Annotated in this window: 15 protein-coding genes; 4 read left to right on the plus strand and 11 right to left on the minus strand. The window is 40.1% G+C overall.

From position 1 onward, the window contains the following. Nucleotides 1–273 precede the first annotated feature (273 nt). The 4 genes from VXM68_RS03900 to VXM68_RS03915 form a co-directional block, all read right to left on the minus strand. Nucleotides 274–2,700: a TonB-dependent siderophore receptor gene (locus VXM68_RS03900; RefSeq protein ID WP_367210514.1), complete on the minus strand. Its 2,427-nt coding sequence runs from the start codon at nt 2,698–2,700 to the stop codon at nt 274–276. A 112-nt stretch (nt 2,701–2,812) separates the two neighbouring features. After that, a complete protein-coding gene (locus VXM68_RS03905; protein ID WP_294185143.1) occupies nt 2,813–3,529 on the minus strand; it encodes a DUF4198 domain-containing protein in 717 nt (238 codons plus the stop codon). A 378-nt stretch (nt 3,530–3,907) separates the two neighbouring features. Beyond that, complete coding sequence (locus VXM68_RS03910; protein ID WP_294185142.1) at nt 3,908–4,720, minus strand: MBL fold metallo-hydrolase; 813 nt, start codon at nt 4,718–4,720, stop codon at nt 3,908–3,910. Between the two features lie 72 nt (nt 4,721–4,792). Next, nucleotides 4,793–6,220 (minus strand): L-serine ammonia-lyase, encoded by a 1,428-nt coding sequence (locus VXM68_RS03915; protein WP_367210515.1) that lies wholly within the window; start codon nt 6,218–6,220, stop codon nt 4,793–4,795. A 215-nt stretch (nt 6,221–6,435) separates the two neighbouring features. Here VXM68_RS03915 and VXM68_RS03920 point away from each other — a divergent pair, with 215 nt between their 5' ends. Then, entirely contained in the window at nt 6,436–7,983 is a 1,548-nt protein-coding gene (locus tag VXM68_RS03920) for a glycoside hydrolase family 10 protein (protein ID WP_367210516.1), read from the plus strand. A gap of 93 nt (nt 7,984–8,076) precedes the next feature. Here VXM68_RS03920 and VXM68_RS03925 read toward each other — a convergent pair whose 3' ends face one another. Both VXM68_RS03925 and VXM68_RS03930 read right to left on the minus strand, forming a co-directional pair. Next, a complete protein-coding gene (locus VXM68_RS03925) occupies nt 8,077–9,783 on the minus strand; it encodes a glycoside hydrolase family 3 protein (RefSeq protein ID WP_367210517.1) in 1,707 nt (568 codons plus the stop codon). Between the two features lie 265 nt (nt 9,784–10,048). Beyond that, complete coding sequence (locus tag VXM68_RS03930) at nt 10,049–10,591, minus strand: TetR/AcrR family transcriptional regulator (RefSeq protein ID WP_293884240.1); 543 nt, start codon at nt 10,589–10,591, stop codon at nt 10,049–10,051. Between the two features lie 217 nt (nt 10,592–10,808). Between VXM68_RS03930 and VXM68_RS03935 the strand changes: the two genes are divergently transcribed. Beyond that, nucleotides 10,809–13,550 carry an outer membrane beta-barrel protein gene (locus VXM68_RS03935; protein ID WP_367210518.1) on the plus strand — a complete coding sequence of 914 codons (2,742 nt, stop codon included), beginning with the start codon at nt 10,809–10,811 and terminating at the stop codon, nt 13,548–13,550. 40 nt (nt 13,551–13,590) lie between these two features. Here VXM68_RS03935 and VXM68_RS03940 read toward each other — a convergent pair whose 3' ends face one another. Both VXM68_RS03940 and VXM68_RS03945 read right to left on the minus strand, forming a co-directional pair. Beyond that, complete coding sequence (locus VXM68_RS03940) at nt 13,591–14,265, minus strand: response regulator transcription factor (protein ID WP_367210519.1); 675 nt, start codon at nt 14,263–14,265, stop codon at nt 13,591–13,593. A 122-nt stretch (nt 14,266–14,387) separates the two neighbouring features. Continuing rightward, nucleotides 14,388–15,821 (minus strand): sensor histidine kinase, encoded by a 1,434-nt coding sequence (locus tag VXM68_RS03945; RefSeq protein WP_367210520.1) that lies wholly within the window; start codon nt 15,819–15,821, stop codon nt 14,388–14,390. A gap of 119 nt (nt 15,822–15,940) precedes the next feature. Here VXM68_RS03945 and VXM68_RS03950 point away from each other — a divergent pair, with 119 nt between their 5' ends. Together VXM68_RS03950 and VXM68_RS03955 are read left to right on the plus strand one after the other, a co-directional pair. After that, nucleotides 15,941–17,305 carry a DUF4270 family protein gene (locus VXM68_RS03950; protein ID WP_367210521.1) on the plus strand — a complete coding sequence of 455 codons (1,365 nt, stop codon included), beginning with the start codon at nt 15,941–15,943 and terminating at the stop codon, nt 17,303–17,305. Nucleotides 17,306–17,308: 3 nt separating this feature from the next. After that, a complete protein-coding gene (locus VXM68_RS03955) occupies nt 17,309–18,331 on the plus strand; it encodes a Kelch repeat-containing protein (protein ID WP_367210522.1) in 1,023 nt (340 codons plus the stop codon). 424 nt (nt 18,332–18,755) lie between these two features. Here the strand turns inward: VXM68_RS03955 and VXM68_RS03960 are convergent, their stop codons facing one another. From VXM68_RS03960 to dnaG, 3 genes are read right to left on the minus strand one after another with little or no spacing between them, the layout of a single operon-like run. Further along, complete coding sequence (locus VXM68_RS03960) at nt 18,756–19,784, minus strand: glutaminyl-peptide cyclotransferase (RefSeq protein WP_367210523.1); 1,029 nt, start codon at nt 19,782–19,784, stop codon at nt 18,756–18,758. 30 nt (nt 19,785–19,814) lie between these two features. After that, complete coding sequence (locus tag VXM68_RS03965) at nt 19,815–20,171, minus strand: YraN family protein (RefSeq protein WP_367210524.1); 357 nt, start codon at nt 20,169–20,171, stop codon at nt 19,815–19,817. 9 nt (nt 20,172–20,180) lie between these two features. Continuing rightward, entirely contained in the window at nt 20,181–22,184 is a 2,004-nt protein-coding gene (gene dnaG, locus VXM68_RS03970) for a DNA primase (RefSeq protein ID WP_294185121.1), read from the minus strand. Nucleotides 22,185–22,371 lie beyond the last annotated feature (187 nt).

Consider the following 22,371-nt stretch of genomic DNA (forward strand, 5'->3'; position numbering starts at 1 on the left):
CCACGAGACTCATCATGCACATGAAGTAAGCAAAAAAAGCAAAAAAGCCCGCTCCGAAACCTTGCAGATAAAGCACGACGGCAAAGGGAATGAGTAGCAGTAATATGCTTAAAATGCGCACAAACTTCGTTTGTGCGCACATTCTTTCTAGCCAAGGTGGTCTAGGCCCGAACTTCACTTTTTTACTTGAACTGTAAAAAAGATAGGTTCCACAAAGTATCACGATAAGCAATGTACTATACATCAGTTATATATTTTAGCTAGATCGTTTGTTTAAAACTTATAGGTAACTCCCATACGGAAATTACGTCGCGCTTCTACGATATAGGTATAATAGCTCACACTTTCTGCTATTTTAGCATTTTTTGCTGTGATAGAGCCTGCTGTAAGCAGCTTTCTATTGTCCAACAAGTTATTAACCATTACAGAGATATTATATTTGCCTTTTTGGTAACTAATACCACCATCGGTTCGCAAATAATTCTTGAAATTACTTTCTTTTGTGGTTCCGATAGCACGATCAAACATTCCTTGAACGCTACCGACAAAGCCGATACCTTTCAACGGACCCTGCTGCAAACGATAGGATACCCAAGCGTTGGCAGTATGTTTTGCAGTATTTGGCGTAATATCACCAATCTTCTCTTCTCTTGAATCTTTTGATATTTTAGAGTCCGTCAACGCATAGTTGGCGTTCACATTTAATCCGGGTAGCACTTCGCCAGTTACATCAAACTCGATACCTTTCGATGTTGTCTCACCTAAAGCTATTTTAAAGAAACTATTTGTACTTCCTGGTATTGGATGATCAAAATCATCAGCTAGTGCATTTTTTCTTTTTATCTGATAGGCACTTAAAGTCGATATCCACTTTCCACCTCCCCATTCTTTTTTCACACCAGCTTCAAGATCGTTCCCACGAACCGGCTTGAAAGGATTTCCTTCCCAATCAGAACCAGCCTGAGGAACAAAAGATTGATCAAATAACCCATAAACACTTGTCGATTTGTCAATAGAATAACTCAACCCGACACGTGGAGAAAATGCCTTATCATTTTGGTCTGGTATTACCTGCGTGCCCACTGTTTTTCCCAGCGTTTCTGCCACAGTATAACGCAATCCTAAAGAAAGACGTAACTTTTCATTTAAAAAAGCCATCTCATCATGTGCGTAGAAAGACATATAGCTAGTTAAATTCACATAGTTGGAACCTCCGGCGCGCACCTTGATGTTCTTTGATCGGTCAACAACAGGAAAAACTGTTCCCGGAATGTTATATTGTGGATTATAGACGTTCAAAGGCGTACCTGGAATTTCAGCGAGTAAAGTTCCAAAATCGCCCCAAAACTTCTTATTTCCATAATCCGCTCCGACCAATATTCGGTGACGAACACTACCGGTATATTCTTCTCCATTTAAAGAAACCTGACCGAAGCGATTTTCTCCATGCTCGTCCGCAATACTGTAATAACGAGGCATGTCACCATTCGCTGTCATGTAATTCAACCAAGTACTTGTCGCTTTCATATCAAAATTGAAATAGGCCATCTGCGCATGTAATTTCCAGCGATCGTTCAACTTTCGATCTAAATAAACATATGCACTGTGGTCCTTAAGCTTACCTGGTTCCATGGAAGGGTCACCATAGAAAAAATCATTGGAAATATCTGGATCAGCAAATCCCTTAGGCGAAAAAGTATAATTACCATTTGCCAGATAAGTGGATCCCTGATAGGTGTATTCAAATGTTAAACTCGTCAAAGAATCGACCTTATAAGTCACAACTGGTGCCACAACAACACGATTGTTGTAGTTGTATTTTGTAAAATAATCCTTTTGCTGCGCAGCCATATTTAAACGGTATAACAACTTGCCATCTTTCCGTAATTTACCATCAAAATCAACCGCGGCGCGATAGGTACTAAAACTTCCCACATTAAATGTCGCCGATCCCTTAGTATTCCCTGTTGGTTTCTTGGTAACTACATTATAGAAACCTCCTGGTTCGCCATTCGCTAGCATAAAACCTGCTGGTCCTTTTACAAACTCGATTCGTTCGATCATGCTCGCATCTTCGGCAGTTGGCCCCCATGATGCCTCGATATTCATACCGTTACGAAATGCTGGAATCTTAGATCCGCGCATACGTATGTTAGCGTACTGGTTGTCCCAGTGACCTTGGCGTGTTGCTCCGCTTATATTACGGGTGATACCATCGACAATGTCAAATACTTGCTGATCGGCCATTAAATCGGATGAAATAACCTGTATATTCTGCGGCAACTCCAAGATTGGTGTTTTAAGACGCAAAGACCCCGATATACTATCGAATTTATAGTGTTCATAGTATTTACCATAGACCGTTACCTCATCTATAGACTCGAACTGATCCTTCATCCTAATTTGCCCCAACTGTATATGCTCATCATCCAATACAACTTGCATGGTCTGCTTGCTATAACCGATCGCTTTAACCTCCAAATGGTAGGTCTTCGAAGCAAGCTTATCGAAGATAAAGTGTCCCTTACTGTCCGTACTTGTCGTGATGCCAGTATTCGTCAATTTTACGGTCGCTCCGGAAATGGGCTCAGATTTTTCATTGATAAGAAATCCTTCAATAACTTTGTTCGTCTGTGCCTGCGCAACAGAGAAAACCGAACTTATCAAAGGAATGGCTAAAAAGGATAAAGTTTTATTCATGAATGTAGTATGGTAGATGTTTTTTTAGATCTTCTTTTTTCAAAAGGATCCATTACTGTTTCGATGTTTCAAATGGATCCTTTTGATTATTCAGCATATTTCGCGTCTGCAGCTATTTCACGGTAATAAAAGTCGTACTACCCTGCCATGCAGACGCATAGGGTTTCCCTGCATGTTCACCCGCAACCTCAGCAAATGTACTTGCTTCCAAAACATAAGGACCTGACCAGAGGGCATCAAATGTTAGCAGGCCATTCTCATCGGCAACAAACTCTTTCCCCCAACCTGTCGCAGAAAAAACGGATACTTTGGCTTGAGGCACAACTTTGCCATTACTGGTGATCTTTGCTTGTAAGCTTTGACCCTTTTTTAAGTTATTCGCTTTTAACAGCTCAATCTGCAATGGATTTTTTACGACGCTATAATCAAGTACTGTCGGCTTTCCAACGATAACCGGTACAAGCGAAGAAAATTCATATTTCGTTTTACCACCCAAATCTTTAGGTGCCTTGACAATGGATAGAAAATAGGTTCCGGTTACGTCAGGTTGAAATGAACCGCTAAAATGATCACCTTTGTTTGTCAGCTGAAGCGTAACGGATTCCTTTCCCGGAGCATGCAATTGGAGCGAAAAATCTTTCACGTCGGAATACCATTTGTCGACCTGATCTCTTTCGTTTGTTGCAAATTCACCATAATATACTTTTACTTCATGGGCTTGATTGATTATCCCATAAGAAGATGCTTCAATCCAGAGTGCGTGTGCATAACCATTATTACTACACAGCAGTACCGCTAAAAAGGTAAAGAATGAAATTAAAATTTTCATAATATGTTGATTGATGTTTAGTTTTTCTTCAACTTATTATGGGAGAATTCCAGGTTTTGTTGGAGTCCAACAACGAATAAATGATAAAATTCGTTATCTTGTAAATTCTTCCATATCGTATATCGGGAGTAACTGATACAGCGTGCTGTTTCAGTCACCTACATGCAGTTGCCGCTGTATGTAGATTTGTACCATGTAATAGATTGCCGTCTATTGCATGGTATTTGTTAGCAGTCTTTTATTATACCGATGTAATTTAGACTGATTAAAAACAGAGCAAATATAACAGGAAATCTTTTTAAATCAAGTATAATTTTTATTTTACAGTATTTTATCTTCTTGGGTTAAGAAAAACTGCGGGGCGAATGGAAGAAAAGTTTAAGAAGAAAGGGCCGCAGGCATTGAAAATACAGCTAAATGTTGTTCGAGCACATGTTTTAGGTCGAACAACTCAGTTTCCTGATACCGCGTTGCGACATGGAGCTTGATGTGTTCGCAATGCGGTTCGAACGTTTGCTGTACAAGATCAACCGTATTGTTTTCACCCGAGAGGTGAGTAAGAATAAGATGTTTAAGACGTTTTGTTTTATGGGCATTAAAAAGTTCAACGGCAACCCGATTTGAAAGATGGCCCCATCCACTACTAATCCTATTTTTAAGAAAATAGGAGTATCGGCCTATCCGCAACATATCTTCATCATAATTTGATTCCAGAAGCAATACATCAGAATGCTGGATAACATGTTGTACATTTTCACAGGGGCGTCCTATATCGGTCAATATCCCAATATTGTATGTTCCATCCGAAACAAGAAAGCTGCACGGTTCTTTGGCATCGTGATATTTGGGAATACCATACACTTTGAGCCCCCCTATTTCGACAACTTCATCGTGACTTATGAGATGGACCAAATGAGATGGAAGCTGCAATCTGGTACCCTCATAACTACCTTTAGTGATATAAACCGGTAGATTATATTTTTTAGCGAATACAGATAGCCCCCTTATATGATCAGAATGCTCGTGAGTAATGAAAATTGCTTTGATCTGCGTGGGTAAAATACCTAAATTATACATCCGAAGGTGAATATGTTTACTGTTGATACCAGCATCTATCAAAATAGCAGAATCATCTTTAGCGACATAATAACAGTTTCCATTACTTCCAGAGGCGATTGCGCAATATTTCATTCGTAGACTTTATTTTTAAGAATATATATTAACGCCTCAAAGATACAAAAAACAAAAAGACTCAGACAATCATTAACATTCGGGCAAACTCAAAGGAATATTGACGGCAAGTCCGCCATCGGCTGTTTCTTTATATTTAGCGTTCATATCAAGAGCCGTCTCCCACATCGTCTTGACCACAGTATCCAAACTAACCTTTGCTTTATCCGGGTTCGATTGTAACGCCAATTGTGCAGCAGTGATCGCTTTAATAGCACCCATTGTATTGCGTTCAATACATGGGATCTGAACTAACCCACCGATTGGATCGCATGTCAATCCGAGATGATGCTCCATAGCAATCTCGGCAGCCATCAACACCTGGCGCTGCGATCCACCCAGCACTTCGGTCAACGCTCCGGCAGCCATGGCCGAGGAAACCCCGATCTCTGCCTGACAGCCTCCCATTGCAGCAGAAATGGTTGCATTTTTTTTAAAAATTGAACCAATTTCAGATGCTGTAAGAATAAACTGTATAATTTTATTTTCACGCATTCCGTCGTGGAATGTGATATAATACTGCAATACGGCCGGGATAACACCTGATGCGCCGTTAGTAGGGGCTGTTACCACACGTCCGAAAGATGCGTTTTCTTCATTGACGGCAAGCGCAAAACAACTTACCCAATCCAGAATATATTGAAAGTTTTGTCCTCCTTCACGAATTGCGCCTACCCAAGACGTATAATCCCGATAGGTACGCCCCTGCATTAATTTCTTATTTAGCTTAGCCGCTCTTCTTTCGACATTTAGTCCTCCGGGCAATGTCCCTCCTGTATGGCAGCCACGGTAGATACACTCCTGTATCGTTTGATAAATAGTTAATACCCCCGCTAGCGTTTCGCTCTCTTCGCGCCATGCACATTCATTTTCAAGGACCAGCTCGGAAATTTTCAATCCAGTTTTCATTGTCCAATGCAGGAGTTCCTGCGCAGTATCTACAGGAAATGGAAGGTCTACTTCCGATAAAACACCTTCGGTATCATTTTCTTGCACGACAAAACCACCACCTATAGAATAATAGGTTTCACTAATTGCTTTCCCATTGGATAGAAAAGCCTGAAAAGTAACAGCATTCGGATGAAAAGGTAAGCTTTCGGCATATAAAAAAAGTAAATCTTCCGGGTAGGAAAATGGAATGGTTCGTTCCCCAGCGACTTGGAGTTCACGGCTTGCCTTGATATGGTCCACTTTCGGCGTAACTTGATTAACATCAAAGGTGACGGGATCATCTCCGCTCAATCCTAATAGAACAGCAATATCAGTACCGTGCCCAGCCCCCGTCTTAGCTAAAGAACCATAAAGCAAAATTTTAACCTGTTCGATGTCGTTTAATACACCATTTGACTTGAGTACTGCGGTAAATTGCTGCGCTGCACGCCACGGTCCTAAGGTATGTGAACTAGAGGGTCCTATACCAATCTTAAACATATCAAAAACGGAAATCTGTTCTTTGCTCATAATTTTTTTTATTGCGGTCAGCCGATCAAGTCACTACTTTATTAAAAACCGCATCTAAATTAGTACAAATAAAGTACAATGTTACCTGCAATTGCATTATTATCAATTTGAAAACCAAGCTCACGTTCTTTTAGCAAGTATCCAACAAACATCTTACATTTTTTAGCGAAAAAGTAAGAAATGCTTCCCTATCTTTGTTGGCTATAATTTATAGGATGACGGGAAAAACAGTTTTATATTCTTTTTTTACATTTTTTATTTGTTCCTTTTCGATTAGATCGCATTCTCAGCAGCTCCCTAAGCGGGAGTTTCGCGGTGTATGGGTTGCAACGATAGGTAACATAGACTGGCCCTCCGTGAAGGCTGGCAATAATGTTGCCAAGCAAAAACAGGAATTTATTGATTTACTGGACCAGCATCGTAGTGCGGGACTGAATGCGATTATTCTGCAAGTGCGTCCTGCGGCAGACGCCTTCTATGCAAAAGGCAGAGAGCTTTGGAGTAGATACTTAACGGGAAAACAGGGATTGGCACCTTCTCCATTTTATGATCCTTTGGAATTTGCAATCAATGAGGCACACAAGAGAGGAATGGAACTTCATGCCTGGTTCAATCCGTATCGTGCTTCAACTACGTTAAATCCCGCTCATTTTTCGGAAGACCATATTACCAAGCGTCACCCTGAATGGTTCTTCACTTATGCCGGCAAAAAACTTTTCAATCCCGGGATTCCCGAAGTACGTAAATATATTATTGATGTGATTATGGATGTGGTTAAGAACTACGATGTAGACGGAATCCACTTCGATGACTATTTCTACCCCTATCCTGATAACAGAAATACGCCCGTACCGGATCAGATTACTTTTGGTCAATATAATAATGGGATTGAAAAAATTGACGACTGGCGACGCAACAACGTCAACCTTTTGGTACGCGACCTTGGTGTTGCTATCAAAAAGGTAAAGCCCTATGTCAAATACGGTATCAGTCCTTGTGGTGTATGGGACAACAAAGAAAACAATAGTGCTGGTTCGGAGACCCGCGGACTGAGCGCTTATCGGGAGTTATATGCTGATGGTGTTAAATGGATGCAGGAAGGTTGGATCGATTATATCAATCCGCAGATCTATTTTCCTTTCAAAAATCGAGCAGCGGCGTATGAGATCTTAGTTGACTGGTGGCAGAAACACACCTATGGCCGCCATTTTTATGTGGGCCATGGTGCTTACCGTGTTACCGAAAATAAGATCGGCTGGACAGACCGAAGTCAAATTCCGAGACAGGTACGCCACTTAAGGGAGGAACACAATGTGGAAGGAAGTATTTATTTTAGTTCCAAATCGCTTACGGATAACCTCGCTGGGTTGCAGGACTCTATGCGGAATGAACTATACCGAAGCCCTGCTTTACCACCTGCGATGCCTTGGCTAGACAGTATTCCACCGAATGCACCCTTTGGTCTTTTAGTGAAAAAATCGCCCAATGCTAAAATGAACACCCTATTTTGGCAAAAGCCAGATATGGCAAGCGATGGGGACTCTGCCTATGGTTATGTAATCTATCGATTCAACCTCGATGAAAAAGTCGGCATCCAGGATCCGGGAAAAATTATCTTTATCACCTTTGACGGAGATAAGCTTCAGTATACCGATGACGACATCAAACCGCACCAACAGTATAAATATGTCGTGACGGCAATAGACCGAATGAAAAATGAAAGTAAGCCGTCTGATAGTAGGACAGCCATCGAAGAGAATTAAACTAAACTTTAAAAAAACACCCCTTCCTGAATGGTTTTGCTTTGCAGGGAGACCATTTTGGGAAGAGGCGCTTTTTGGGTGATGCTATAAACTTTATTTGCCCTGCCCGTATTTAAATTTCTTATTAATTGTTACAGGGAGCTTGCCTTTCGGGATATTATGCCCTAAAATCGTTTTTACTGCTGCTTTCTGCATGAATGCATCATTCTGATAGGCGAGCAAAATGGTCTTCGCCTTTTTTGCCGCTTCAAAATCATTTAATGCATAAGCATTAGTAAATAAGGTCAAGATTGATTTTTTTGCAAATTTCTTCATCAACCCTTGCACATCTTTATTTAACACCATCGTTGGGCGCGGACGAAGTCTTGTATCGTGTACAGCGATAATAAACTGCTTATTCTTTTTAATTTCTTTTGTCAAACGCTTAATGTCATCTTTACTCATACTATCAGTGATGAAATATTGTGTTTCATTGGTCAGCGCAGCTCCTAATTCATTTTGAAAAGTTTGGTTGGCGGTGATTCCGATATTGATAATAGCGGTGGGTAAATCTTTCTTGAATGACTTCAATTTTTCTGTCGAGTTCAATGCGGTTATTGCTGCATCTGAAAGTTCATCAATAAGCTGAACTGCCGAGGCACGGTGTAGATCACTGTATAGATTATGTAAAACAGTTGCCTGGTATTTATCTAAACCAAGCCATAATTTAGCGGCGAGCACTCTTTTGACGCGCGCATCAATATCGGCCTGGGAAATACGTCCCGCTTCAATCGCTTTTATTATTAAATCGATTGCCCGTTTGCTATTTTCCGACACTTCAAGTAGATCATGGCCTGCAATAATGGCCTGTACATCGGCTTCACCGTTTGGAAAAAATTTCTTCACGCCTTTCATGTCCATCGCATCTGTAACGGTTAGTCCTTTGAATCCAAGTTCATTACGTAAAAGATCGGTAACAACCTTCTTGGAAATAGAGGATGGCATATTAGGAGTGTCGTCCAAACTCGGAATATTCATGTGAGCCACCATAACAGCGGGAGCACCAGCTTTGATCAGCTCTTTGAAAGGATACATTTCAAGGCTATCCAATCGCTTTTTATCAAAAGGAAGCTGCGGCAGATCGTAATGTGAATCCACGTCGGTATCTCCATGACCAGGGAAATGCTTGATGGAAGCCAATATTCCACCATCCACCATACCCTCCATATAAGCCCTTGCCTTTTGGGTCACATTATATTTATTGTCACCAAAAGAACGGATACCTATTACTGGATTTTTGGGGTTATTGTTGATATCTACGTCGGGCGCAAAATTAAAATGCATCCCTATGCGATGAAAATCTAAGGCAACCTCACGCCCCATACGATAGATTAACTTATTATCCTGCACGGCGCCTAATGTCATTTGATAAGGAAATGACAAAGTAGAGTCCGGCATGCGCATACCCAAACCCCATTCGCCATCAAATGTCATCATCAAAGGAACCTTAGATAGTGACTGATACCGATTAAACATGTCTACATGTCGTACTGGACCGCCCTGGAATACGACCAGCCCCCCTAAATGCTCGTCTTGTATCACCTGTGCGACGGAGTCAATATACTTTTGGCCCAGGTTGGTGTGTGCACGAACTAAAAATAACTGAGCAACTTTTTCTTTTGGTGTCAAAGTATTGAATACCGAATCTACCCATTCATGCTGAGAGTTAATATAGCGCACAAAATCTTTTTTATCCTGAGCTTTCAAGAAAGGAATTGTGCCGACTAATGCCAATATTGCCAGACCGAATTTTTTGAACATAAATTAGTTTGTATAATGTATTTAAAAGTACTAAGAACGCTATTATTTTGGAGAATAAGAAATTGTTTCTGCAATATTTTTATTTAAAAACGCATAAAACGGCATTTTCATAAGATCATTAGCTGTAAAAAGTTTCCACAAGATTTGGAGGGGCAGCAAAGGTACTGACGCGATGAATTAAAGGAAATAAAATGCGAGGCGACAATTGAATCCCACGATCAACAAAACAGTTTTTTGGCAAAAGCCACTCATTGAATTTTCTATGCTAAATCAGGTTATACTTTTTCTCTAAAAACAGGGTCAGTTCCATGGTATTCTCCAATTCTCCGATAGCTTCTTTTTTCCATAAGGTATCTATGATCAGCAATAAGAACTCAGTTTCAAACTCAGGACTTTCATAACCTAATTCTTTAAAAGCACGATGAATAATGGGCTGGACCGGTTTCATAAACTGTTCATGCTGCTGTTTTGAAAATGGATGATGAGACAAACGCTCCTGCAATCGCCAAAATATGGGTTCTGCACTCACCAGCTTACTTGGGAGATTGATCATTGTGCGCAGAAATTCTTTTGGTTCGCGATAGGTCATCATGCCGCGGTGATGGGTAAGCACTTTGCGATATCCTGATTTAATCAAATAAACCAACAGCGCATCTTTGTTTCCAAAATGTTTAAAGATCAACGCTTCAGAGACGCCAGCATTTTGGGCAATCGTTTTGGTAGAGGTATTTGTATAGCCTTGATCTGAGAAAAGCAGCAATGCTTCTTTCATAATACGCTCTTTTCTACTCAAAACACTTTCTTTCATCTTTTATTCCTTTTATCAAAACCATATAACACTACATCTGCTATACGGTTTTGTTTAGCTGACTTTTAATTTCACTGCAAATATATCTAATCTTTCTATTCCCTTGGGGCTATTGTAACCAAAATGATAATAATTCGTAACAAATAGTACCCTATTTTTGACAAATCAATTTATGTAACCATTAACCGAATATTAAAACACATTTGCGGCTCAATCAATGAAGATCAACTTGTGGACTATCTCACTTCTAGCGATCAGTATGTTGTTATTGGGAAAAAATGTCCTAGCCCAGCACTATATTACGGGCACGCTGCTGGATGATAGAACATCACGCCCTATCCAAGCTGCAAGTATCACGTTCATCGCGGTGAAAGATTCAATTAAATTTCAGGTTCCTACAGATATTTTAGGCAAGTTTAGCAGCAGCAAACTTGTCGACGGCGACTATTTGGTTACAGCACAAGCGATGGGCTATGCGACAGACCTTCGCCGCGTTAAGCTACTTGGTAAAACCGTTGACCTTACGTTCAAACTCAGTAGCGCTGAAATTGTATTGGATGAAATCAACATCGCTGCGAGCAGTATACAGGTTAAAGGGGATACGCTCGAATTTGATACGAAGAAATATGTTACACAAGATTTTGCAGATGCCGACGAATTGATCAAACAGATTCCTGGGGTTGAAATTGATGACGATGGCAATGTTAAAGCTCAGGGTGAGTCCGTCAATAAGATTATTATTGATGGTCGGGAGTTTTTCAGCACAGATCCTAAAGTGGCGTTGAAAAATCTTCCTGCCGATGTTATTGCTAAGATCCAAATCATTGATGATAAAACAGAACAAGCGAAATTTAGTGGTTTTGATGATGGAAAACGGATGAAAGTGATCAATATTGTCACCAAACCCGATAAAAGAAAATCCTATTTCGGCAAGCTCTCTGGGGGGGCAGGTCCTGACCAAAAATATGCCATCAATACAAAGGTAACCAAAATGAATCCTAAACGGCAATATTCAATTGACATCAATACCAACAATGTCAATCAGCCCAATGGTTTTGCCCCTCGCGGAAACACAAGAGGCCGCACTGGTCAGGGGGTGACGACACGATTCAATGCGGGCTTTAATTATTTGGACCGTTTTTTTGATGACCGGATGGACTTCAATGCCAATTACACCTACAACTATACCGACAACAATGTACTCAGCCAAAGCAAAACAGAATATACTGCAGGCAACCGGGCAAACCAAATCAACAATCAGAATCAATTTAACAATACTTACAGCAACAACCATGCACTGTCGGTCCGCGCAAACTGGAAGATAGATTCTATTCAAAAGCTGGACTTTCAACCTAATTTCTCCTATCAAAATAACGACAGGAACAGTAGCTCTATGGGTAATACCTTATTAAATCTTGCCGAGATGCTAAATAGTTCTGACCGCAGGAATAAGAGCTTTGGAGAAAATTTCAACTGGGGCGGAGACCTCACGTATATGCGTAGACTCAACAAACCAGGTCGCACCATCAGTTTTAATATCAATGGTTCATTTAGCAGCAATAAAAGCCATGCTGAAAATTTCGCGCTAAACTCGTATTATAAGGATGGTCTATTCAGCCGGGTCGATACCGTCAACAACAGAAATTATTCCCTTGGTGACAATAATGGTTTTCGTTCCAAAATTGCCTATACAGAAATGTTAGGTAAATATTCCCGAGTGCAGGGGAATTATACTTTTCGGAATACTGCACGTTATTCGGACCGGAAGACCTATGGATTCCTAGCTGAAACAGGTCAGCTCGGGGAATTAAAAAACCGTCTTTCCAATGAATTTCGAAATGATTTTGTCTACCATAGCGGTGGTGTCTCCTACTTATTTAGCAAAAAAGACAGCATAAGGTTTCAGATTGGCTTAGATTATCAGACTGCAGCGCAAGTCAATGACAAATTATTCCCCAATACGCTGACAACAAAAAGTCACTTTACCAGTCTGCTGCCTAATTTGAACTTCCAGTATAATTTCAATAAGGACACACGGATTGAGTTTCGTTATAATACGAAGACTAACACACCTTCAATCGAGCAATTGCAGGATTTTATAGACAATCAAAACCCGCTTCGTATCAGCTCCGGAAACCCAAATCTTAAACAGGAGTATGACCATAACCTTGTCTTGCAATTCAGATCAATCAATAAGGGCACCGGCAAAAGCTTCACCTCTAATTTTACAGCAGATTTTATTCAACATAAAATCTCCAATACCATTTTCACCACAGATTCGGCATTTACAATCACGGAAGACGTCGTATTGGGACCGGGAGGACAGTATATCACGCCCGAAAACTTCGATGGAGTTTATAACCTGAAATGGCAGAACAGTCTTGGGTATCGCGTTGAACCGTTGAAGCTCAACTTAAATCTGAACAACAATATGTATTTCAACCAGAATTACACTTTGTTGAATCTGGAAAAGGTCAATGCGCAAACATATGGGATAAGTCAACGCATCGGTGTCAATTCAGCATTCAGTAAAGACGTTATCATTGGATTAGATTACAATGGAAACCTCGCCTTCTCCAAGAACTCCGCAAGCGAGAAATCGAATTATTCGTCCTATAAGCATACCATTGGCAATTCCATTGCATTGACCCTATTAAAAACATGGACACTCAATTCAACATTCAACTACCTATACAATGGTAGTATCCTGAATTCACCGAGTACAACAAGTTTGCTATGGAACGTTTCTGTGGGCAAAAAACTCTTTAAGCGCAGGAACGCCGAAATCAATCTCACGGTATTTGATCTATTTAATGACAATAAAAATATCAATCAGCAGGTCAACGATCTTTGGATACGCGTTTCGGAGTCCAATGCCATAACGCGCTACGCGGTATTAAGTTTCACTTATCATATTCGTGGGCTTGGCGGAAAATCGGTGATGAAAAATCGTCGTTAACCTAAATGCCCATTAGATCAATCCACGTGGAACACATCACTCAATCGACGGTAAGCATATACCCCACTCCTCTGACATTGGTAATCTTGATCCGCTCATCCTGACTGAGGTATTTGCGTATGCGACTGATAAACACGTCTAAACTCCGCCCCGTAAAATACTTATCATGGCTCCAATAAGCCCGCATAATATCCTCCCGTGGAATGACTTTATCTTTATGCTCGTATAGCTTTCGCAGCAGTTCACTTTCGCGGAAAGATAGCTTGAGTACCTCACCCTGATAAGTTAACTGATGCTTTAAGCTATCTAGACTATAGTCTCCGATCATCAGTTTCTGACCGAATAGCATCTTTGGACTATTTTTTAATAGGGATTCTATGCGTACGACAAGTTCTTCGATTTTAAATGGCTTTTTGACATAATCATCCCCGCCTAAACGAAATCCCCTGACAACATCCTCTGTCTGTACTTTGGCCGTCAGGAATATAATGGGCACCTGGGTATCAGATTCTCTTATCTTTGTCGCCAGTGTAAAGCCATCCATGACGGGCATCATGACATCTACAACCAAAATATCTGGTCTTACTTCTATAAACGCTTCCAAGGCCTCGTGCCCATTACAACAATGGGTGACATGGAAACCATTGGCTTCTAGGCTATCGGCAACGATCATTCCGAGGCTCGGCTCATCCTCTACATATAAAATTTTAATCATAGCGTAAATGATTCAATCAAAATAAATTTTGGTTCTCTTTCAAAAACTCATTTAGTGCGATCGACCTGAAAACAGCCAATTAAATAATGGCATTTGCTTTCAGACCTATATATCACTACGTATTAATGAGGTAAAAGAATACGAAAGGTACTTCCTTTGCTAAGCTCACTGTCGACAGTAATTTTCCCATCGTGTCTTTTGACCACCTGCTTGACATAGGCAAGTCCCAAACCAAATCCCTTTACATCGTGTAGATTACCGGACGGAACCCGAAAAAACATATCAAAAATCTGATTATGGTATTCGGAAGAAATCCCTTTGCCATTATCGGTAATACGAATATGGATATTTTCCTTCATTTCCTTCACTTCCACCTCAATATAAACTTCTTGTCCAGCATATTTTATCGCATTTTCAAGCAAATTATTAACCACATTTTTTAAATGGGCTTCATCGCCATTGATCATGATCTTATCCGGTATCACAATAAGGTTAAAATCAACATTTTTAGCTTTATTCAGCTGGGCAACTTCAATAGCTCCTTTCACCATAGCGACAAGATCGAAATCCGAACGCTGTAGAACAATCCCTCTGTTGGCATCAATATCCATCTGAAGCACCTTTTCGATCATATTGGACAGATGTTCAAGCTCTCTTTTGGAGATATTCAGATACCGGTTCAACTTTTCCTTGTCATCCTTTACACCATACATTTGTATAGCTTCTATGGCTGCCATAACGGTAGATACTGGTGTTTTAAGCTCATGTGTCATGTTATCGACAAAATTCTTACGGAGTTCGGCCATCTTATTTTGGGTAAGAATGGTTTTCATTAAATAGAAGAATGTGCCCAGCAGCAGCCCTATCAATAGCAACGAGATGAGTAGCTGCCAGCTCAAGCTATACAACAGATACTTCCAATCCTCCTGAAATTTGATCACTAAAAATTCATTTTTTTGCGGATTGACCATCATAGGCCTCGTCCAGGCGAGGTTCGCATCTCGGTACTTGCGACGCACATCTTTAATTTGATCATGTGCAATAGTCACAATAGCCATTTCAAATGGCACCGATATGCTCTTGTTGTTTAAAGATTCTTTGAATTTTGTTTCGATCAAATTCAGATTGGCTGTATTCATATCAAAGTCACGGAACAAAAAGGGTGGAATGATTGCGCCCTGTCCTTCGCGATTTTTAGGAAATATTTTTTCTCTCCTATTGTGGCTCTCACGATCAAAACGCTCGTTTTTAGGCCGTTCGGTATTTACTCGTTGTAAAGCCTTATCAAGCTCTGAAGCGGGTAATAATCCCGAAAGCTCTTGTTTTACATCCTGGAGCAAGCGGTTCCGATCAGCCTCGGGGCCATCTAACTGCCGATCTCCATTGCGTGCTTGGTACGCCTCCTGAACAGCGTTGAAGAGTGAACGCTCAGCAGTGGATAGGAATAGATCCCGACGATTGGTATAACTTCCATAGAGCCAAATCCCCAAAACTACAGTAATTCCTGACCCGATTAAAACGATCAAACTGATCAGTAATTTAAATCTTCTACCCATAACTAAAACAAATTTAAATTACTAGATTTGCAATCGCTGTGGTAATTAACCATATTTAACAAAATATAACACTGATTAACAGTTGTCATTGATTACTTTTGCACTATTCAAAAATTAATATGATTAAAGACTTTAAGAGACGTAGTATACAATTTTTACTTCCACTTTTTACATTGGCCGCTTTTGTTGGTTGTAATAAAGACATTTCGCTCTCATTGGATAGTTCGAGAGACGAAACAATCGGTTTAGTACCTATTGATACCGTTTCCGCCAAAGTTTCTACTTATCAATTGGACGACATTCCCACTTCCGCTACAGGGACAATGCTTGTTGGGAAAAATACCAATGCAGTTACAGGCAGCATGAAATCGACGGCTTATATGCGACTGGGGATTGGAACGATAAGCAGTGCTTCTATTCCTGATGATGCGGTATTGGATTCGGTCACTTTAGTATTAACACCAAATAAATACTCCTATGGGGATACAACGCAGTTACAAAAGATTTCGGTGCATCGTGTGACGGAAGAAATTACCCAAACACAGATTGATCTCACCAAACCTGTTGATGAGCGTCCTGTTTTTGTCACCTCAGCTGCAATATTCAGCAAACAAAAGTTTGCTTATGAAAATACGCCTTTGGCAGAACTCACTTTTAAACCGCGGATACAATCGGCAGACTCTTTATTTTTCAGATTTAACAGTACAATTAGCAATGAGCTGTTTACGATGATCAAAAATAATGACAACCGGATTCAGAACAGCACAAGTTTTCAAGAGTATTTTAAAGGCTTAGCCCTTGTACCAGACAACAGCACGGCGTTGATCGGATTTAAAGATACCGTATTTTTACAGGTTCACTATTCGTTCCTGAATAATGAAGGTACCAAGTCTGTTGGTAAACAATATTTCTCCATTGATAATAAATCTTATCAGTACAATCAAATTGAAGCAGATCGCTCTGCAACAAAATTTGCGCCGTTGACCTTAGCAAATCCCCAGCTTTCCAGTGAAAAGACCGATGGAAATGTATTTTTAGAGGGATCAACTGGTGTTGTAGCAAAAATTGAATTTCCAACGTTATTGGAATTGGTGAACAATCCGTCAATAGCAATTAATAAAGCTGAACTCGTTATAGAAGTCCCTAATGGATCTGCAACGATTTTCGACCAGCCCCAAAGTTTAGTCTTAATGGTGGCAAGCAATAATGGGAATCCGATTAGTTTGTTAACGTCACCTTATTCGACAACAACACAACAGGCAGCATTGGTACGCGGCGATGATTTTGGTTCCAATGGAAAATATACGTTCAATCTTATTGAATATTTAACAAAAATTAAAACAACAGCATACAATAATACTTCATTATATCTATCTTTACCAACATCGGGTTTGTTTTCAACTGGAAATAGATTAATATTGGCAAAAGATAATGAGAATGATCCAAAAATTAAATTAAACATCCTTTATACTAAATTTCAATAATTTATGAACAAGAAAAATTGGCTACTCGTTTTATTAGCTTTTGTATTTACAGTTACAACTTTCTCTTCTTGTAAAAAAAGTGACGACAGCTCGACCAAATCAGACGAATGGTTTGCAAAAGCTGCTTTTAAAGGTCCACAAACTTCATCTGCTGCTAGCTTTTTGATAAATAATGTTGCATATGTCACTACTGGTCTAGCAAGTAATGCTGGTGGTAAACCTTTCCGTGTGAAAGACACGTATGCTTATGATGCAGCATCAGATACTTGGGCTGAAAAAGCACCTTTCACAGGTGTTGAGAGAAACGGTGCCATCGGTTTTTCCATTGGTAATATCGGTTATGTTGGTGGCGGAAATGACGGGACAAATAACCTAAAAGATTTCTACAAGTTTGACCCTACAGCTGATAACGGAAAAGGTGCTTGGTCAAGTATTGCTCCACTTCCTATTGCTTTATCAAATGCAGTAGCTTTTACCTTAAATGGTGCTGCTTATGTTGGAACAGGAGAAACTGTCATTAATGGCGGAACAACGAATACGAATGAGTTCTACAAATATGATCCAGCAGCTAACACATGGCAGGCAATCAGTGATGCTCCGTTTTCTGCAAAAAGAAAAGCGGCATTTTCTTTCGTTGTCAATAATGTAGCCTATGTAGGTGGTGGTATCTCTAACGGTTCTTACCCAAAAGATTTCTATAAATTTGATGGTAGCAAATGGACTAAATTGAACGATCTAAATAGAGCAGATGATTCATATACTTACGATTTGACTCGTTCAAATGCTTCTGCTTTCGCAATCAATGGTACTCCATTCGTTGTTGGCGGTTACAAAAATGCCGTAATCAACAGCACATGGAAATATAATATTTCTGGTGACTATTGGACAAATGATAACGGCGCATTTGCTGGTTCGGCACGTCAGGATGCAATTGGTTTCGCCGTAGGAAACAACGGTTACATCACTACAGGACTAAACGGTTCTTCTCGCTTTGATGATACATGGATGTTTACTCCGATTTATTAATCACAATAAAATCATTATAAAAAAAGGAATGAAGTTTGGAACTTCATTCCTTTTTTTATAATAAGTAATAGCTTCTATTGACTAGAAAGGATGTGAAGCTAACTTTTGATATTGCTACAATATCATCTGAAACAGCTTATGTCCGACGACCCTATTAGAAATAGCATGATTTCCTCTCTTCATTAGTATTCCGTCGGATAGACACATTGTTGACGCCATCACTTAAAAAAACATTACTCGTCTTTGGGTAGTTTAATATACAAAAGACAGAAATTAAAAGTAGGCCCATTCCCTTTATAACGAACGCAAATAAGAGTAAGAACGAAAAAATCCCTGCCATGACTAGTTGACAAGGATTCTGATATTATATAAGCTTATGAGGCTATCAACCTTTAAAACAAGATCAAAATAGAAGAATGCTTAATTATTTTTCAATGGTTTTGATTTCGTACAACGTATTCCATAGCTTACCTGTAACAAACAGGCGTTTGCCGGCCTCATCATAAGCGATGCCATTCAATTCATTATCGTAAGCCGACGTATGCTCATAAATACCCACCAAATTAATCCGCCCCTCTACGGCTCCGGTTTGTGGGTTGATTATAACAATAACATCTTTCTGATAGACATTTGCGTAGACTTTTCCGTCTATATACTCTAGTTCGTTAAGTTCATCCACTGGGCCAGCTTCGTCGTAAACTCCGATAGCATTCAACTCCTTACCGGTTGTTGCATCTAAAAAGTATAGCTTATTGGAGCCATCAGATTTAATCAAGTGCTGTCCATCGTAGGTTAGACCCCAACCTTCTTTACTATTTTCATATTTAAAGGAGCTTTCTTTTACAAAAGAGTTTTTATCAAAGACATACCCTTCTCCTTGTTGCCAAGTCAACATAAATAACTTATTACCAACCAATGTCATTCCTTCGGCAAATGTCTTTTCATCAAATTTAATCTCTTTCAGTACTTTACCTGTTTTTAGATCAACTTTTCTCAGGTTAGACTCGCCATAGCGCCCATTCGATTCATAGAGAATACCATCTGCAAACTGCAGACCTTGTGTAAATGCTGTAGTATCGTGCGGGTATTTGTTCACTATCTCAAATCCATAGTTTTTTGCACTTGCGGGCACAACGTAAAAGGTACTGGAAACGGAATCAGGCTTTCCGGCGTTATACACCAAAGCGGAAATATTCCGTGTACCATAAGCCATGTCTTTTGTATCTACTGTAATCGCTGTGGTGTCGGTTGATGAGCCCACGTGTTTATCGTCTACAAAATAAGCTACAGAGTCCATTGTCACTGATTCAAATTTTAGTTTCAATTGCACTTGAGCACCTTTTAAAACAGCTTGATTTGCTCCAGGAGATGCAAATTCCAAACTGGATTTTTTTGACTTACAAGAAGCAAAAGCAAGTGCTGCAATTGCCATAAAATAAGTGATTTTTCTCATCTATGTATAATTATTTATAAGTACGTATTATCAACTATCCCAAAACGCATCTTTGATATAATGGAGTGCAACTTTGTGGGTTCTCGTTATGGCGACAACATCAAATCGAAGCTCACCGATGTAATGGGTTTTAAGGATATAAGCCTGGGCAGCACGAATCAGTCGACGTTGCTTTTTTACATCTACAAATTCGTAAGGTTCGCCGAAATCAGTTCCCGACCGTGTTTTAACTTCAACAAATACTAGTGTATCCTTGTCCCTCACGATCAAATCTACCTCTAAATTCTTAAATCGCCAATTTCTTAACACTATTTTATAGCCTTTCTCTATGAGGTATTCCATCGCCATTTGTTCACCCCAGTTGCCCGTTTCAAGATGCTTGGCCATAACAGTTGATCACTTTACAATAGTATTTCCCAGAAACCCGCCCAACAACCTTTCAGCTTCTTTTAGCTTCTGATATTTGAAAATAAGGACTTCCAAATTTGCTTCATCTTTTTCGTGTTTCATCTCCTCACGAATATGATGCATTTCGGTTTCAATTTTACGTTTTTTAATTCGATAGATCGCCGTAACAACAAGCGGTTTTAAATGCTCATATTCTTGCGTTACATAAATTTTACGCTTATCGTCGTTCCAATTTTCACTGAGCGAATATTTACTGGCGACACTATTAATTGCCAAATCCGAGATTGACGGATCCGGGTTGGAATAGAACTGCTTAGCATCAGGAATCTCGTACTTTGCTGCAGCCTCTCGATACACTTTCAAAATATAGGCTGCTGCTTTGTCTTTAAACTCAATGTCGCTTATATTTCCCAATAATACGCCTGCTATAGGAATATCTCCATCGCCTTCCCAAGTAGCTAGATAGTCGCCATAGTTGATTAAAATACGTACAATTTCGCGTTCCTGGAGAATTTCCGACGTCAGCTGTACCGGCTGCTCAATAGACTCCATAGGGGCAACTCCACCCCGCTCGTCGTCGGTCATGAAGAAATCAGGCGGTGGGCCATCCATCCCCATGGGCGGCATACCTGCATTTGGTGGCGGTGCCTGGGTTTTGCGAGCGGCATCCTTATCTGCTTTCTTTGCTCTATTGAGTCTTATCTTATTGAGCTCGGCCAATAAAATGCGCTCTTCGATATCCAATAAGCTGCTACACTCGCGTATAAAAACAGAGACCTTGATCTCATCAGGAATCAATGCAATACTTTCGACCACATCACGAATAACCTCTGCTCTTTTTATTGGATCGTTGCTGGCATCGCGAAGCAGTATATTCGTTTTATAAAAAATGAAGTCCTGCTGATTGGATTTGACATAATCCTTAAAAGCAGCGGCACCAAACTTCTGCACGTAAGAATCGGGGTCATTTCCATCAGGAAAAAGCAATACTTTGACGTTTAAGCCTTCTTGGAGCAACATGTCCGTACCACGCAAAGAAGCTTTAATACCCGCTTCATCGCCATCATAAAGAATGGTGACATTCTTTGTAAATCTCGAAATAAGTTTGATCTGACCGGTTGTCAATGACGTTCCAGAGGAGGAAACAACGTTTTCTACTCCAGCTTGATGCACAGAAAGAACGTCAGCATAGCCCTCTACCAAATAGCAGTTGTCCTCCTCCATAATTGCCTTTTTGGCAAAATTCAATCCATACAGCACATCGGACTTATGGTAGATTTCGCTTTCAGGAGAATTTACATATTTGGCAATCTTTTTATCGGTCTTTAGCGTCCGCCCTCCGAAGCCAATGACACGGCCCGTCAAGTTATGTATAGGAAACATAACCCGACCACGAAAGCGGTCATATAAGGATTTGTCGTCACGTTCAATGGCCAGGCCACTTGCTGCTAGATAATCTGGATGAAAACCGGCTACTTGTGCTTTGTCGACCAATGCTGTCCATTCCTCCGGCGAATAGCCCAATTCAAATTTCTTAATGATATCCTCAGTGTAGCCCCGCTCCTTAAAATAGTTAAGTCCAATGACCTGCCCCATTTCAGTTTTCCAGAGCTGCTCGGCAAAAAACTTACCGGCCCACGCACTCAGTACATATAGACTTTCCCTTTTATCTTGTGCTGCAAGCTGAGCAGGAGAACGCTCAACCTCTTCTATTTGAATCGAATACTTATCGGCTAAATAACGGATGGCTTCCGGATAAGAAAACTTTTCCAGTTCCATCACAAATTTAAGGGAATCTCCACCAACACCACATCCAAAACACTTATAGATACCCTTCGAAACAGATACGTGAAAGGAAGGCGTCTTTTCATGATGAAAAGGGCAATTTCCAATCAAAGACGTACCCCGTTTCTTTAAATCAACGAAGTCGCCCACCACCTCTTCTATCCGTGCTGTTTCCAGTACTTTGTCAATAACTTCCTGCTTTATCAAACCGTTTGCTTTTTAATGTAAAATTAGATAAAATGTTTTAAAAAGCTATGCCGTTATATTGAATAGCACCATCAATTTGCTTATATCATAATACTTCGGAAACATAAAAAGAATTACAGTTATAAATAAGAACCCCCAGGATATATTCGCATCAACTTATGCAAGTATAACTGAGGGTTTTGTTTGT

Source organism: Sphingobacterium sp. R2 (assembly GCF_040760075.1).
In the GTDB taxonomy this organism is placed as follows: Bacteria; Bacteroidota; Bacteroidia; order Sphingobacteriales; family Sphingobacteriaceae; genus Sphingobacterium.

Excerpts from the sequence above, each read along its gene's own strand:
- VXM68_RS03900 (WP_367210514.1), bottom strand. The coding sequence starts at position 2,700 with ATGAATAAAACTTTATCCTTTTTAGCCATTCCTTTGATAAGTTCGGTT.
- VXM68_RS03905 (WP_294185143.1), bottom strand. The coding sequence starts at position 3,529 with ATGAAAATTTTAATTTCATTCTTTACCTTTTTAGCGGTACTGCTGTGT.
- VXM68_RS03910 (WP_294185142.1), bottom strand. The coding sequence starts at position 4,720 with ATGAAATATTGCGCAATCGCCTCTGGAAGTAATGGAAACTGTTATTAT.
- VXM68_RS03915 (WP_367210515.1), bottom strand. The coding sequence starts at position 6,220 with ATGAGCAAAGAACAGATTTCCGTTTTTGATATGTTTAAGATTGGTATA.
- VXM68_RS03920 (WP_367210516.1), top strand. The coding sequence starts at position 6,436 with ATGACGGGAAAAACAGTTTTATATTCTTTTTTTACATTTTTTATTTGT.
- VXM68_RS03925 (WP_367210517.1), bottom strand. The coding sequence starts at position 9,783 with ATGTTCAAAAAATTCGGTCTGGCAATATTGGCATTAGTCGGCACAATT.
- VXM68_RS03930 (WP_293884240.1), bottom strand. The coding sequence starts at position 10,591 with ATGAAAGAAAGTGTTTTGAGTAGAAAAGAGCGTATTATGAAAGAAGCA.
- VXM68_RS03935 (WP_367210518.1), top strand. The coding sequence starts at position 10,809 with ATGAAGATCAACTTGTGGACTATCTCACTTCTAGCGATCAGTATGTTG.
- VXM68_RS03940 (WP_367210519.1), bottom strand. The coding sequence starts at position 14,265 with ATGATTAAAATTTTATATGTAGAGGATGAGCCGAGCCTCGGAATGATC.
- VXM68_RS03945 (WP_367210520.1), bottom strand. The coding sequence starts at position 15,821 with ATGGGTAGAAGATTTAAATTACTGATCAGTTTGATCGTTTTAATCGGG.
- VXM68_RS03950 (WP_367210521.1), top strand. The coding sequence starts at position 15,941 with ATGATTAAAGACTTTAAGAGACGTAGTATACAATTTTTACTTCCACTT.
- VXM68_RS03955 (WP_367210522.1), top strand. The coding sequence starts at position 17,309 with ATGAACAAGAAAAATTGGCTACTCGTTTTATTAGCTTTTGTATTTACA.
- VXM68_RS03960 (WP_367210523.1), bottom strand. The coding sequence starts at position 19,784 with ATGAGAAAAATCACTTATTTTATGGCAATTGCAGCACTTGCTTTTGCT.
- VXM68_RS03965 (WP_367210524.1), bottom strand. The coding sequence starts at position 20,171 with ATGGCCAAGCATCTTGAAACGGGCAACTGGGGTGAACAAATGGCGATG.